The sequence below is a fragment of the Streptosporangium sp. NPDC020072 genome (assembly GCF_040631445.1).
Lineage (GTDB): Bacteria > Actinomycetota > Actinomycetes > Streptosporangiales > Streptosporangiaceae > Streptosporangium.
The window spans coordinates 111,238-125,500 of the sequence record NZ_JBEYAB010000005.1 but is presented as its reverse complement, the minus strand read 5'-3'; the positions used below and the strand labels follow the sequence as shown (position 1 = coordinate 125,500).

10 protein-coding genes are annotated in these 14,263 nt (G+C 73.9%); 1 reads left to right on the top strand and 9 read right to left on the bottom strand.

Going from position 1 to position 14,263, the window contains the following annotated elements; genetic code table 11:
- Positions 1–26: 26 nt before the first annotated feature.
- The 4 genes from ABZ470_RS13010 to ABZ470_RS12995 all read right to left on the bottom strand — a co-directional run bounded on the left by ABZ470_RS13010 (position 27) and on the right by ABZ470_RS12995 (position 5,560).
- Entirely contained in the window at positions 27–3,323 is a 3,297-nt protein-coding gene (locus tag ABZ470_RS13010; RefSeq protein ID WP_362911454.1) for a BTAD domain-containing putative transcriptional regulator, read from the bottom strand.
- A 54-nt stretch (positions 3,324–3,377) separates the two neighbouring features.
- Positions 3,378–3,935 (bottom strand): GNAT family protein, encoded by a 558-nt coding sequence (locus tag ABZ470_RS13005; protein WP_352011622.1) that lies wholly within the window; start codon positions 3,933–3,935, stop codon positions 3,378–3,380.
- 93 nt (positions 3,936–4,028) lie between these two features.
- Complete coding sequence (locus tag ABZ470_RS13000) at positions 4,029–4,463, bottom strand: Lrp/AsnC family transcriptional regulator (protein ID WP_352011623.1); 435 nt, start codon at positions 4,461–4,463, stop codon at positions 4,029–4,031.
- Between the two features lie 191 nt (positions 4,464–4,654).
- Positions 4,655–5,560, bottom strand: coding sequence for a LysR family transcriptional regulator (locus ABZ470_RS12995; RefSeq protein ID WP_352011624.1), 906 nt, complete (start codon positions 5,558–5,560; stop codon positions 4,655–4,657).
- Positions 5,561–5,631: 71 nt separating this feature from the next.
- Here ABZ470_RS12995 and ABZ470_RS12990 point away from each other — a divergent pair, with 71 nt between their 5' ends.
- Positions 5,632–6,504 (top strand): 4-hydroxy-tetrahydrodipicolinate synthase, encoded by an 873-nt coding sequence (locus ABZ470_RS12990; protein WP_362911453.1) that lies wholly within the window; start codon positions 5,632–5,634, stop codon positions 6,502–6,504.
- Positions 6,505–6,516: 12 nt separating this feature from the next.
- Here ABZ470_RS12990 and ABZ470_RS12985 read toward each other — a convergent pair whose 3' ends face one another.
- The 5 genes from ABZ470_RS12985 to ABZ470_RS12965 are packed head-to-tail and all read right to left on the bottom strand — an operon-like array spanning position 6,517 to position 14,257.
- The gene (locus tag ABZ470_RS12985; RefSeq protein ID WP_362775792.1) at positions 6,517–7,326 is read right to left on the bottom strand and encodes a DNA-formamidopyrimidine glycosylase family protein; all 810 of its coding nucleotides are present in this window, start codon (positions 7,324–7,326) and stop codon (positions 6,517–6,519) included.
- Positions 7,327–7,358: 32 nt separating this feature from the next.
- On the bottom strand, positions 7,359–7,766 hold the full coding sequence (locus ABZ470_RS12980) for a DUF2809 domain-containing protein (protein ID WP_362775794.1): 408 nt from the start codon (positions 7,764–7,766) through the stop codon (positions 7,359–7,361).
- 21 nt (positions 7,767–7,787) lie between these two features.
- The gene (locus ABZ470_RS12975) at positions 7,788–9,044 is read right to left on the bottom strand and encodes a sigma-70 family RNA polymerase sigma factor (RefSeq protein WP_362911452.1); all 1,257 of its coding nucleotides are present in this window, start codon (positions 9,042–9,044) and stop codon (positions 7,788–7,790) included.
- Between the two features lie 53 nt (positions 9,045–9,097).
- Positions 9,098–10,393: a M1 family metallopeptidase gene (locus ABZ470_RS12970; protein ID WP_362911451.1), complete on the bottom strand. Its 1,296-nt coding sequence runs from the start codon at positions 10,391–10,393 to the stop codon at positions 9,098–9,100.
- 36 nt (positions 10,394–10,429) lie between these two features.
- Entirely contained in the window at positions 10,430–14,257 is a 3,828-nt protein-coding gene (locus tag ABZ470_RS12965; protein ID WP_362911450.1) for a Pls/PosA family non-ribosomal peptide synthetase, read from the bottom strand.
- Positions 14,258–14,263: the final 6 nt, after the last annotated feature.

The window sequence follows — 14,263 nt, the reverse complement described above, 5'->3', positions numbered from 1 at the left end:
CGTCAGCGAAAAAGGCGGCAATTCCGTCACGACATTTCCGAGGATGGAGGAACACGCCGTTCGACCGTTCCAAGTTCGCTGAGCAGCGCCTGACTGCGTTCCGCCCAGTGGGCCAGACCGAGCGCACGGTGGGTGGCGACGGCCGCGCGGGCGTGTTCCCGCGCCGCCTCGGTACGGCCGAGCCGCGCGGCCAGCCCGGCCAGCACATGGTGGGTCGAGCCCCACGCGACACAGCCCGTGCCCGCCACGACCAGCTGGTCGGCCCAGGGCAGGAGCGCCTCGTAGAGCGGCCCGGGCTCCGGCACGCCGATCCCGGCGGAGACGGCCCCCCAGACGGGCAGCAGGAAGTCGGCGATCCAGTCCTGCCCGACCTCGGTACCCCAGCGCTCGGCCAGCTCCCGCGCCAGGTCCGGCCTGCCCGCCTCGACCGCGGCCAGCACGGCGACCGGGCGCAACGGGACCATCGGCGCCCGCTCCGCCGCCTCGACCAGCTCGTCGAGCACGAGCTGCGGCCGGCCCCGCCCGCTCTCGCAGACGAACCTCGTCAGCAGCCTGCGGAACTCGGCTCCCTGCCACAGGCTGGAGCCGTACCGGACGTCGTCGAAGGCGCCGATGAGCGCCTCGGCGTCCGCCCAGCGTCCCTCCAAGGTGCACCTGGCGGTCTCGGCGATGCGCACCATCGCCTCAAGCTCGGGGCGGCGCACCTCGTCGAGGAGTTCCTCACAACGGGCCAGGTCGCGGTCCCAGGCCGTCAGGTCGCCCGCGCGCATCAGGCAGGCCATCCGCAGCACCCGCGCCACGAGCTCGGCCGCCCTGGTCAGCCCCGGTACGGCCAGCATCTCCCCGGCCACCGCGAGCCGTTCGGCGTTGCGCCCGGGGACCCAGCTGACCAGCAGGTGGTTGTTCAGGGTGCGGGCGAGCAGCCCGGGGCCGCCCAGGGAGCGGGCGATCTCCACCGCCCGCGTGGCGTGCAGCTCGCCCTCGGCGCGCCGGGGCCCGTAGTACAGCTCCATGCCCAGTGTGCCCAGCAGCGCGGCCCGGTCGTGCTCGGTGAGCGGCCCGGCGAGCAGGTCCTCCAGGACGGCGATCATCCGCTCGTCGACCACGCCGTACGGCCGCCAGTTCCACACGGCGAGCCCGCCGAAGACGGTGACCGCCGAGACCAGCGCGGCGCGGTCGCCGGTGCGCAGGGCCAGGCCGATCGCCTCCTCCAGGTCGCCGAAGGCGCCCTCGGCGTCTCCCACGGTACGGCGGGCCTGCCCGAGCTCGGTCAGCACCGCGCACCGGCCCGCCTCGTCACCGGAGGGAAGACAGGACAGCGCCAGCTCCCACAGCTCGACGGCCTCGGCGTAGGCGAGCCGCTCCACGGCCTGCCGCGCCGCGTGCCCCGCGTGTTCGACGGCCCTGGCCGCCCCGCCGACCGAGGAGGCGGCGGCGAAGTGGTGGGCCAGCCGTACCGGCTCGACGCCCGGCGTCCGTTCGAGGCAGCGGCCGATCCTCAGGTGCAGCCGGGCGAGCGCGAGGCGGCTCAGGTCCGAGCAGAGCGCGTCACGCACCAGGGCGTGGGAGAAGCGGTAGTCGAGACCGCCGGGCACCTCGGCCAGCAGCCCGGTCGCCACCGCGGGTTCGAGCAGGGACATCACCTCCTCGACCGGGACGTCCGTCACGGCTTCGAGCAGGCCCGCCTCCACGTCGCGCCCGGCGACCGCGGCGACGCCGAGCAACTCCCGCGTCCGTTCGGGGAGCCTGGCGACGCGCCGGCCGATGACGTCGCGCGCCCCGGGCGGCAGGGCGGAGGACAGTCCTCGCTCGCTCCTCCTGAGGCGCACCAGCTCACCCAGGTAGAAGGGGTTGCCGCCGCTGCGTTCCAGCAGCGCGGCGGCCAGGCCGGGGGTCTCCTCGACCCGGTGCCGCCGCAGGTACGCCGAGACCTCCTCCGCGCCGAACGGCGTCAGCTCGATCCGCTCCGTCTCCGGCTGCCCGGCCAGCGCGCCGAGCGTGTCGCGCAGCTGCCTGGGATGCTCGCCGGGTTCCGGGCGCAGCGTGGCCAGCACCAGCACGGGGCGCCGGGCCAGCTCGCCCGCGACGAAGCCGAGCAGCCGCAGTGAGGAGACGTCGGCCCAGTGCAGGTCGTCGAGGATCACGAGCAGCGGGCCTCCGGTTCCGGTCAGCGCGGAGACGACCGACTCGTACAGCTCGAACAGCGCGGCGTCGGGGTCGGACCCGCCCGTGAGACCGCCGGGCGGCCAGGACCCGGCACCGCACTCCCGCAGCACCTGCCGCCAGGGCCAGAAGGCGGGGGCACCGCCGTCCAGGCAGCGTCCCCAGGCCACCGTGAAGCCCCGGGCCTCGGCCTCCTCGGCGGCGGCCTGGGCGAGCCTGGTCTTGCCGATCCCGGCCTCCCCGGTGACCAGCAGCACGCCGCCGGTGCCGCGCCGTACCGAGGCCAGCCGTTCCCCGACGGACCGGAGCTGGGCGGAGCGCGCGACCAGCTCCTCGCCCGCGGCGGGTGCGACGGTCCGCACGGTCACGGTCGGCGCGGGGGCCTCCAGTTCGGGGGCGTGCCCGAGCACCGCCTCCTCAAGGCGCCTGAGCCGGGGGCCCGGGTCGATGCCGAGGTCCTCGGCGAGCCGCCGTCTGGCCCTGCGCAGCGCGCCGAGCGCGTCGGCCTGCCTGTCCGCGCGGTACAGGGCGAGCGCGAGCAGCCTCCACGACCGTTCCCGGTAGGGGAACTCCTCGGTCAGCGCCTCCAGGGCCGGTACGTGCGCGGCGTCCTCGCCCAGGGCGAGCAGCGCCTCGAAGCGGTCCTCGACGGCCGTGGCCCGGATCTCGGTGAGCCGGGTGACCGAGGGCCTGGCGAAGGCCAGTTCGGCGAACTCCCCGAGCGGTTCGCCCCGCCACAGGGCGAGTGCCCGGTCGAGCGTCTGGCGGGCCTCGGTGTGTTCTCCCCGGGCGAGCGCGCGGGCGCCGTCCTGCGCCCAGGCGGTGAAGCGTGTCAGGTCGACCTGGCCGGGGGCGACGGCCAGCAGGTAGCCGGGCTCACGGGTGAGCAGCACCGAGGGCGGGGTGCGGGGTCTGCGGCCGGGTTCGAGGACCTTGCGAAGGTGCGAGATGTAGGCCTGGAGCGTGCCCGTCGCCCCGGAGGGGGCCTCACCGGCCCACAGCTCGTCGATCAGCCGGTCGAGCGGGATCACCCGGCCGGGGTCGAGGGCCAGCATCGCCAGTACGGCGCGTTCCTTACGGGTGCCCAGACCGAGCGGCCGGTCTGAGGCGTCGCGGACCTCCAGGGTGCCGAACAGGCGGAAGGTCAGCCCTGTTGTCATTTGCCCTCGTATGTCGGCTGTGGTGGTTCGCCACACCCTACGCTCAGAGGGGGGTCAGACGTCCCGGTAGCCCTCCCACTCGTCCTCGATCGCCGAGTGGACGACGGAGTCGCGCCAGGTGCCGCGGGCCCGCACGTGGTGCCTGATCCTGCCCTCCTCGACCATCCCGGCCATCAGCATGGTGAGCTGGGCGGCGGTGTTCGCCGGAGACCTGGCGCCCCAGACGCGGTGCAGGCCCAGGTGCCGGAAGCCGAAGACCAGCAGCAGCCGGACCAGGTCGGTGCCGATGCCCCTGCCCCAGTGGTCGGGCCGCAGGCCCATGCCGATCTCGGCGCTGTGCGGGTGGTCGTGCTCGATGTGCAGCCTTCCGACGCCGATGGTCCGGCCCTCGGCCACGTCGGTCACCGCCAGGACGTACAGCCTGCGTGGTTCCGTCTCCGCGGCCCGCATCGCCTCGGCGACGATCTCCTCGACCTCCTCGCGCGTCCTGGGGTCGAAGGGAAGGTGCTCGGTCGCCGTGGGGTCGCCGTAGACGGCGTGCAGCGCGTCCACGTCGTCCACGGTGACCTCTCGCAGCCTGAGCCGCCTGCCCGGTATGTCAACGTGGCGCATGCGCAGACGCTAACGCCTTTCCGAGGTCCGCCGCCAGAGATCATTCCGCACGGCAACTATCCCATAGGTAACAAATGTCGCCGTACGCCCGGCTCAGTCGTGCTTCGCGGGGGAGAGGGGACGCCAGGGGACCGGGCTGGACAGGACCATCATGCTCGACGGGTGACCGTACGGCGCGAGCCTGTCGATCAGCTCCTCGAAGGCGATCATGGAGGCCGCGGCGACCCGGATCAGGCAGCAGGTGTCACCGGTCACCCGGTGCACCTCCAGGATCTCCGGCCAGGCCAGCGCCTGCTCGTCGCGGAGCACGCAGCGCGGCCCGTAGCACGCCATCCTGATCAGCGCGGCCACCCCCCGCCCGGCCAGCGCCGGATTGACCCGCGCGTGGTAACCGGTGATCACGCCCGTCTCCTCAAGGCGCCGCACCCGCTCGGCGACGGCCGGGGCCGACATGTGCACCCGCCGGGCCAGCTCGCTGTAGGACAGCCGCGCGTCGCTCTGCAACTCCGCCAGGAGTGTCCAGTCCATCGCGTCCACTATCACGCTCCGTTATCCGTTAACCGATCGGCTTCGTGACCTTCTGATCGGAAGGCGGAGGACGTCGACCGCCTTCCCTTATTATCCCGATGCTGGACAATGGTGGTGCACTTCAGAAAAGCCCCTCGCCGGAAGCGCGGGGCGGTGCCTCACCTTTCATATCACATGAGGTGACCGGTCGATTACCTGGAGAATTCCCATTGCCGCCCGCCGGCCGTCCCCCGGGGGAGCGAGGAGCGCAACGCCAGGGTGAGGGCCGTCAGCGCCGGGTGCGCCGAGGCCCCCCGCCGGAAGGCGATCCGGGTACGGCGACGCGTCGGCAGCTCGGTGAGCCGGACGTTCCCCGGCGGGTCGGCCGCCCCGAGCCCGGGCACGAGCGCGACCCCCTGCCCCGCGGAGACCATCGCGAGCACGGCGGTGAAGTCGTCGATGTGGTGGCGGATCCTGGGTGAGAACCCGGCCGTCTGGCAGGCCCGCATGGTCATCTCGTAGCAGAGCGTCCCCGGCTTCGACACGATCCACGGGGCGTCGTGCCGCTCGGCGAGCGAGTCGCCCGCCCGGTCGGAGGCCAGATACATCGGCTCGTCGAGCAGCGGCTCGGTGTCCAGCGTCAGGTCGGGCGCCGCGGGCACGAGGTCGTACTCGTGGATCAGCGCGGCGTCCAGGTCGCCCGACCTGAGCCGGGGGGCGACCTCGGCGGGGTCGATCTCGTCGACCATCGGCTCAAGACGCGGATGGTCGCGGCCGAGCGCGGCCAGGGCCGCGGGCAGGATCGTGCGGGTCGCGACCGGGAAGGCGCCGATCCTGATCGTTCCCGCCAGTCCGGTGCGGGCGGTCGCCAGCTCCGCCGCCGCCTGTTCGAGCCGCTCCAGCACGGCCTCGGCGTGCCGTACCAGGGCGGCTCCCGCGGGGGTGAGCGCCACCCGCCTGCCGGTCCGTTCGAGCAGCGCCACACCCGCCTCCCGTTCCAGCGCGGCCAGCTGCTGGGAGACCGCGGAGGGGGTGAACGTCAGGGCCTCGGCCACCGCGGCGATCGTGCCCCGGTGGGAGAGTTCGCGGAGCAGGCGGAGGCGGCGCACATCGAGCATCAGTTCAGCTTAACGGTTTCTGAAGGAAACGGAACTGGACCTGTATGGTCGTCGGCCGGAAAGCTGGGGACATGACTCTCAGCGGTGTTTACCTTCCCCTGATCACCCCGTTCGCCGGGAACGGCGAGATCGCCCTGGACGCCCTGGAGGACCTGGCGCGCGCCGCCCTTGAGGAGGGCGCCGCGGGACTGGTCGCGCTCGGCACCACCGCCGAGGTCGCCATGCTCGCCGAGGAGGAACGGCGGGCGGTCGTCGAGGTGTGCGCGAAGGTGTGCCGGGAACGGTCCGCCGAACTGATCGTCGGCGCGGGTTCGAGCGACACCCGGGGTTCGGCCGAGGCGCTGCGCGCCCTGAAGACCTGGCCCGAGGTGACCGGCGCGCTGGTCACCGTGCCCTCCTTCGTCCGCCCTTCCGAGGCCGGGGTGCTGGCCCACTTCACCGCCCTGGCCGAGCAGACGCCGGTGCCGATCGTCGTCTACAACATCCCCTACCGGACCGGCCAGTCCGTCGGCGCCGCCACCCTGCGGCGGATCGGGGAACTGCCCATGGTCGCCGGGGTCAAGCACGCCGTCGGCGGCGTCGACCAGGACACCCTCTCGCTGCTGGCGGACCCGCCGGAGGGCTTCGCCGTACTGGCCGGGGACGACCCCTACCTGTCGGCGCTGCTGGCCCTGGGCGGCTCCGGCGGCATCCTCGCCTCGGCCCACCTGCGCACCGGGCTGTTCGTCGAGCTGGTCGAGGCCTGGCGCTCGGGAGAGGTCGCCCACGCGCGAACCCTGGGCCACCGCCTGTCCGCCCTGTCGGCGAGCGTGTTCACCGAGCCCAACCCCACCGTCATCAAGGGCGTGCTGCACGCCCAGGGACGCATCCCGACCGCCTCCGTCCGCCTCCCGCTGGTCCCGGCGGGCCAGGACTCCGTCGAGGCGGTGCTGCGCCTGCTCTGACGCCGCCCGGGCTCAGCCGCCCTGGCAGCCCGGGCACCAGAAGAGGTTGCGTCCCGCGAGCACCCCGGTCCTGACCTCGGAACCGCACAGGAAACACGGCATGCCCGCCCGCCGGTAGACGTAGACCTCGCCGCCGTGCTCGTCGACGCGGGGCGGGCGGCCCATCGCCTCAGGGGTGTGCTCCGGCCTGACCGTGTCGATGTGCCCCAGTCGCACTCCCTCGGCCATCAGCAGCACCAGGTCGTCCCAGATCGCCGTCCACAGCTCCCGGGTGAGGTCGCGCCCGGGCAGCGCGGGATCGACCCCCTGCCGGAACAGCGCCTCCGCGCGGTAGATGTTGCCCACGCCCGCCACGACCGACTGGTCCATCAGCAGCACCCCGACGGCCGTACGGCTGCGCCCGATCCGCCGCCAGGCGAGCTCGGGGTCGGCGTCGGCGCGCAGCGGGTCGGGACCCAGCCTGGCGTGCAGAGCCTTCTTCTCCACCGGGTCGATCAGTTCACAGGTGTTGGGGCCGCGCAGGTCGGCGTACTCGGCGGTGTTGCTCAGGCGCAGCCGTACCACGCCGGTCGGGGCGGGCGGCGGCGCCTGACCGAAGGTGTACTTGCCGTAGATGCCGAGGTGGATGTGGACCCACCGGTCGTCGTCGAAGCCCAGCAGCAGGTGCTTGCCGTGGGCGTCGGTCTCTCTGAGCACCCGGCCGTCGATCTGCGCCGCTCCGGCGGCGAACCTGCCCTGCGGGCTCAGCGCGCTGACGACCGTGCCGGCGAACACCTGCCGGTGCAGCCCGGCGAGCCGGTGAATGGTGTGTCCTTCAGGCATGGTCCACACATGGTACGGCCCCGGCGCTCCGCTCACCCACGGCGCAGGCGCAGGACGAGGGCGTGACCGGCCCACGACAGGGCGGCGCCGACGGCGTAGGCCACCAGGTCGGCGGCGCCGAACGTGCTGCCGAGGACCAGCCTGGCCAGCACGCTCGCCTCGGACAGCGCGGCGGGCACCGGGGTCAGCTGGGCGAACTCGACCGCCCAGCTGACGGCCAGGGCCCACGACGCGGCCCGGCCCGCCGGCAGGCGCGGCGCCACGACCACCACCAGCGTGTGGACGAGCACGGTGTACAGGGCGTCCCCGGCGTACTTGCCGAACCAGCCGCCGGTGACCGCGCGGACCGCGAGCCCGGCGGCGACGGTCACGACGGCCGCGGCCACGGCGGCGAGCCGGACACGGGTGGCGGGGGACAGGCGGGCGGGGAGGACTGGCACCCGCCCACCCTAGTGAACCGCTCACCCCAGCCGGGCGGCCCGCGTCTCCAGATAACGCCGCTCGGGCAGGCTGGTGGTACGGCGCGCCGCCGTCCGGTAGCGCTCCCTGGCGGCCTCCCGCTCCCCGGCCATCTCCAGCAGGTGGGCGCGCACCGCGTCGAGCCGGTGGTGACCGGAGAGCCGCCCGTCGGAGTCGAGCGTCTCCAGCAGGGTCAGCCCCGCCCTCGGCCCCCGGACCATCGCCACGGCGACCGCGTGGTTGAGTGTGACCACGGGGCCGGGTGAGAGCCGGGAGAGCAGTTCGTACAGGGCGAGGATCTGCGGCCAGTCGGTCTCCTCCGGGCACGCGGCCTCGGTGTGGACCGCGGCGATCGCCGCCTGGAGCTGGTAGGGGCCGACCGCGGAGCGGGACAGCGCGTTCGTGACGAGAGCGACGCCCTCCTCGATGCGGACGCGGTTCCACAGGCCGCGGTCCTGTTCGGTGAGCGGGACCAGGGCGCCGTCCCGGCCGGTGCGCGCGGGCCGCCGCGCGTCGGTGAGCAGCATGAGCGCCAGCAGCCCGGCGACCTCACCGTCGCCGGGCAGCAGCCGGTGCAGGGCGCGGGTCAGCCTGATCGCCTCCCCGGTCAGCTCCCCGCTGTGCAGGTCGGGGCCTGAGGTCGCGGTGTGCCCCTCGGTGAAGACCAGGTACAGCACGTGCAGGACCGCCCGCAGCCGCTCGGCCCGTTCCTCACGCGGAGGCATGCCGAAGGGGATGCCGGTCGACCTGATGCGCTGTTTGGCCCGGCTGATGCGCTGGGCCATGGTCGCCTCGGGGATGAGGAAGGCCCGGGCGATCTGCGCCGTGGTCAGCCCTCCGACGGCGCGCAGGGTGAGCGCGACCTGGGAGGAGGCGCTCAGCGCCGGATGGCAGCACAGGAACAGCAAGGTGAGCGTGTCGTCCCGGCCCGGATGCCGCTCCTGCTCCAGGCTCGGCACGACCGACTCGTCGGCGGGCGCGCGGAAGGCGGCCGTGACCTCCCTGCGCCTGCGCGCCCGCTCGCTGCGCCACTCGTCGGCGAGCCTGCGGGAGGCCACCGTGACCAGCCAGCCCCTCGGGCTCTGCGGCACCCCCTCCTTCGGCCACCGTACGGCCGCGGCGAGCAGCGCCTCCTGAACGGCGTCCTCACACGCGTCGAAGTGCCCGTGGCGGCGGACGAGCGCGCCCAGGACCCGCGGCGCCAGCTCGCGCAGCAGATCCTCGACGTTCACATCCCGGCGGGGATCGTCAGTGACCACCTCTCCACCCTCGCCGCCGCGGGGCGGGGCTGTCGACTCCGCGTGTGCCGGTCTCAGGGCAGCGGGGGCAGGCGGGAGCCGTACAGCCAGGCGGACAGGACACCGTCGAAGGAGCGCGTCGTGTACTGCAGCGCCAGGTCCAGGAACGCCTCGGTGCTGACGTTCCCGTGCCGGTTGGCCGTGGTCCACTCGCGCAGCAGCGCGAAGAACATCCGGTCGCCCAGGATGCGCCGCAGCGCGTGCAGGGTGAGTGCGCCGCGCTTGTAGACGCGGTCGTCGAACAGCCGCCGCGCCCCGGGGTCGGCGAGTACGAAGTCCTGGGGAAGCGCGGACAGGCGCCGGTGCCAGCGCGCCGCGTGAGCGTCGGCGCTCTCCTCGCCGCAGGCCTCCGACCAGATCCACTCCGCGTAGCAGGCGAAGCCCTCGTGCAGCCAGATGTCACGCCAGTCGGCGGCCGTCAGGCTGTTGCCGAACCACTGGTGCGCCAGCTCGTGGGCGACCAGCCGTTCCTCGCCGCGCCTGCCGTCCACGTGGTTGAGGCCGAAGATCGACATGCCCTGGGCCTCGATCGGGATCTCCAGCTCGTCGTTGACGACGACCGCGGTGTAGGAGCCGAACGGGTACGGGCCGAACCGCTCGGAGAAGACCGCGAGCATCCGCTCCTGCCTGCCGAAGTCGTTGCGGGCCCTGGCCGCCGCCCCCTGCGGGAAGGCCAGGCGTACCCCCTCTCCCGTCTCGGCCAGCTGGTAGCGGCCGATCTGCACGCTGGCCAGATAGGTCGCCATCGGTTCGGCCTGCTCGTAGACCCACGTGGTCGCCGAGGCGGCCCGCCGTCTGCCGGTCAGCTCGCCGTTGGCGATCACCGTGTACGGCGAGGCCGTCGTCACCGAGATCCGGTAGGAGGCCTTGTCGTCCGGCCGGTCGTTGCACGGGAACCACGAGGGCGCCCCGATCGGCTGGCTGGCCACGATGACGCCGTCGGTGAGCTGCTCCCAGCCCAGCTCACCCCAGTGGCTGGCGACGGGCCGGGGAGCGCCCGCGTAGCGCACCTCGACGGTGAGCGGACCCGGTTCGATCCGCTCCCGTCCCTTCGGGGAGAGGTGCAGCTTGCCGCCGTGGTGGGCGAAGCGCGCCGCCCTGCCGTCGAGCAGCACCCCGTCGACGCGCAACGCCCCCAGATCCAGGGACAGGCGGGTGAGCGGCCGCAGCACCCGCGCCGAGATCCTGGCCACGCCGCCCAGCCTGTTGGGGCCGACCCGGTAGTCCAGGGAGAGGTCGTAGTGCTCGACCCGGTAGGCGTCGTCACCGTGCGAGGGAAAGTAGGGGGGACGGGGGGTGTTCGCGACCACGTACTTCCTGTGTGCCTTCCTGCGACGCGGGGACGCCTACGCGCGCTTGTGCCACGCCGCGATCGGGTTGCCGAACCAGCGGGTCGCCCGAGGCACCGACTCGCCGCGCATCACCAGGGACGCCGGTCCGACCGTGGTGTTCTCCCCGATCGTCGCCGCGGGCAGCACCACCCCGTGCGGGCCGAGCGTCGCCCCGTCCCGCAGAACGACAGTATCGATGCTCATGACCCGGTCATGGAACAGGTGGGTCTGCAACACGCAGCCCCGGTTCACCGAGACCCCGTCGCCCAGGGTCACCAGGTCGATCTCCGGCAGCCAGTACGTCTCACACCACACGCCCCGGCCGACGCGCGCGCCCATCGAGCGCAGCCACAGGTTCAGCGGCGCGGTGCCCAGCCACATCCTGGCGAACCAGGGCGCGGCCAGCACCTCGGTGAAGTTGTCCGCCAGCTCGTTGCGCCAGACGAAGGAGCTCCACAGCGGCCGGTCGCCCACCGTGATCCGGCCGAGCAGGACCCACTTGGCCACGGTGGTGACCGCGGCGGCCAGCACCCCGGCGCCGAGCAGGACCACCCCGCCCAGCAGCGCCGCGACCGCGAAGCCGTACGAACGGGTCAGCCACAGCAGGCACAGCGCCACGAACACGGCGAGCGCGACCGTGCACATCGCGGGCACGACACGGCACAGTTCGACCGCGGCACGGGCGGCCCGCAGCCGGGCGGGCGGGTCGTAGGTGCGGCTGCGGTCGGTCTCCTCGGCGGTACGGCGCAGCTCGACCGGCGGCATGCCCAGGTAGGACGAACCGGCCTTGGCCTTCTTCGGCGCGGCGGACAGCACCGCGACCAGCCCGTCCTTGGGCACCTTGCGGCCGGGGGCGGTCATCCCCGAGTTGCCGAGGAAGGCGCGCTTGCCGATCCGCACCTGGCCGACCCGCAGCCGCCCGGCGTCCAGCTCGTACGGCGCGACCATCGTGTCGTCGGCGAGGAACGCGCCGTCTCCGACGGAGGTCATCGAGGGAAGCGCCAGCACCGTGGACAGCTCGGCGTCCCGGCCGACCCGCATGCCGAGGGCGCGCAGCCAGACGGGGGTCGCCATGCTGGCGTACAGCGGGAACAGCCAGACCCGTGCCATCGACATCAGCCGCCCCGTCGCCCACGCCTGCCAGGCCTGGCGGCTGTGCACCGGGTGGCTGCCCGGCCGCAGGCCGATCGCGAGCAGCCGTACCAGGACCAGGATCGACAGGGCAGTGCAGGCCATCCACACGAGGGTGGCGACCGGCACCCGGTACAGCAGCTCGGCGGGCGAGGCCGGGGCCCCGCCCATCAGCACGACCAGCGCGGGCAGCGCGGCGACGACGGGAACCAGGCCGAGCAGCGGCGCGGACAGGCCGTAGACGGCGGCCCAGCGGGGGGAACGCGGCGGCCTGCTTCCCGGGGCGTGGCGAGCCTTGCCCATCCTGATCGCGGGAGCCCCGGCCCAGCGCTCCCCGGCCGGGACGGCGCCCGCGACCGCTGAGCCCGGAGCGACCTGCGCGTTCTTGCCGACCCTCGCGCCGGGGAACAGGGTCGAGCGGGCACCGATCGTGGCGGAGGCGCCGATCTTGATCTCGCCGACCCGCACCCGGTCGCCGTCGATCCAGTAGCCGTTCAGATCGACCTCGGGCTCGACGGCGGCGTTCCTGCCCAGCTTGAGCATGCCGGTGACGGGCGGGGCGGAGTGCAGGTCGGCGTCCGCGCCCACCTGGGCGCCGAGCGCCCGCGCGTAGTGGGTCAGGAAGGGCGCGGCCGACAGCTCCATGACCCCGAGCCGTTCGGCGAACCGCTCGGCGAACCACAGTCTCAGGTGCGTCGAGCCGCCCCGCGGGTAGGAGCCGGGGCGCAGGCCGCGCAGCAGCAGCCTGGCCACGCCCGCGGCCAGCGCGATCCGTCCGGCGGGGGAGACGAAGAGCACCGTCCCGGCCAGCACCCACCACCACGAGACGACGGGCGCGCCGGGCACGATCAGGTTGGTCAGCGCGACCAGGCCGACCAGCCAGCGCAGCACGCCCGCGGTGAGCAACGGCACGGTGAGCGCCGCCTGCACGAGCGAGGCGCGGCGCGGCATCGGCGCGACGACCCGCTTCGTGGTCGCCGTCTCCGTGGAGTCCCCGGCCGACAGGTGCGCGGCGAGCCGCCGCAGCGTCGGGTGCTCGTAGACGTCCCCGACGGTCACCGAGGGATGACGCTCCCGCAGCGCGGAGACCAGCCGGGCCGCGGCGAGACTGGTGCCGCCCTCGGCGAAGAAGTCGCCCTCGGTCCCGCCGAGGACGTTCTGCCAGCACTCGGCCACCCACGGGTCCACGTCCACCTGCCGCTGCGCCTGCCGGGGCAGCGGCCAGGGCAGGGCGTCACGGTCGATCTTGCCCGAGGTGCGGGTCGGCAACTCCTCGACCAGCGCGATACGCGGGACCAGCGCGGCGGGCAGCGCGTCGAGCAGCCTCTTCCTGGCGTCCGCCTGGTCGAACCCCTCGCCGGGCACGACGTAGCCGACGAGCAACTGATGCCCGCCACCGGTGGTGCGCACCGCGGCCGCGGCCCCCGCGACACCGGGCAGCGCCTGCAGGGCGGAGTCGACCTCACCCAGCTCGATCCGGCGTCCGCCCAGTTTGACCTGTTCGTCCGCCCTGCCGACGAACAGCAGTCCCTCGGGCTCGGCCCGCACCAGGTCACCGCTGCGGTAGGCGCGCTCCCAGCCGAGGGAGGCCAGCGGGGCGTACCGCTCGGCGTCCTTGGCCTGGTCCAGGTAGCGGGCCAGGCCGACGCCGCCGATGACCAGCTCGCCGGTCTCGCCCATGGGCAGCGGGTCGCCGCCCGCGTCGACGACGGCCAGCTCCCACCCGGCCAGCGGCAGGCCGATCCGCACCGGCCCCTCCCCGGTCAGCGGGGCGGCGCACGCCACCACGGTCGCCTCCGTGGGCCCGTAGGTGTTCCACACCTCCCGCCCCGGTACGGCCAGCCGCTCGGCCAGCTCGGGCGGGCACGCCTCCCCGCCGAAGATCAGCAGCCGGACGTCGTCGAGCGTCTCGACCGGCCAGAGCGCGGCCAGCGTCGGCACCGTGGACACCACCGTGATGCCCATCTCGGTCAGCCAGGGGCCCAGGTCCATGCCGGTGCGCACCAGCGCGCGGGGCGCGGGGACCAGGCAGGCGCCGTGCCGCCAGGCCAGCCACATCTCCTCACAGGAGGCGTCGAAGGCGACCGAGAGCCCGGCCAGCACCCGGTCTCCCGGCCCCAGCGGCTCGTCGGTCAGGAACAGGCCGGCCTCGGCGTCGACGAACGCCGCCGCGCTGCGGTGGGAGACCGCGACGCCCTTCGGCTTGCCCGTCGAACCCGAGGTGAAGATGATCCACGCGTCGTCGTCGGGGCCGGGAGGCGCGGCGGACTCCCGGCTCAGGGAACCGCCGAGGGGGCCGGAGATCGTGATCGCCGCGCCCTCGCCCACGACGGCGCTCACCGCGGCCTCGCCGAAGACCAGCTCGGCGCGCTCCTCGGGGTCGTCCGCGTCGACCGGCACGTAGGCCGCGCCCGCCGTCAGCGTGGCCAGGATCGCGACGTAGAGATCGACGGTGCCGGAGGGCACCCGGATGCCGACCCGGTCGCCGCGTCCCACGCCCGCCGCGCGCAGTTCCCGGGCCATCCGGTCCACCCGCTCGCGCAGGCCGGCGTAGTCGAGCCTGGTCCGCCCGTCGTCGAGGGCGGCGGCGTCGGGGTGGCGCCGCGTGGTCTCGTCGAGGATGTCGATCAGCGTGCGGGCGGGCGCGGCGGGCCCTCCCGAGAGGGTCGCCTGGGCCGGGGCGTGCTCGATGTCCACCGTGGTCGGATGCAAGGTCTC

Excerpts from the sequence above, each read along its gene's own strand:
- ABZ470_RS13000 (WP_352011623.1), bottom strand. The coding sequence starts at position 4,463 with ATGGACTGGACACTCCTGGCGGAGTTGCAGAGCGACGCGCGGCTGTCC.
- ABZ470_RS12995 (WP_352011624.1), bottom strand. The coding sequence starts at position 5,560 with ATGCTCGATGTGCGCCGCCTCCGCCTGCTCCGCGAACTCTCCCACCGG.
- ABZ470_RS12985 (WP_362775792.1), bottom strand. The coding sequence starts at position 7,326 with ATGCCTGAAGGACACACCATTCACCGGCTCGCCGGGCTGCACCGGCAG.
- ABZ470_RS13005 (WP_352011622.1), bottom strand. The coding sequence starts at position 3,935 with ATGCGCCACGTTGACATACCGGGCAGGCGGCTCAGGCTGCGAGAGGTC.
- ABZ470_RS12990 (WP_362911453.1), top strand. The coding sequence starts at position 5,632 with ATGACTCTCAGCGGTGTTTACCTTCCCCTGATCACCCCGTTCGCCGGG.
- ABZ470_RS13010 (WP_362911454.1), bottom strand. The coding sequence starts at position 3,323 with ATGACAACAGGGCTGACCTTCCGCCTGTTCGGCACCCTGGAGGTCCGC.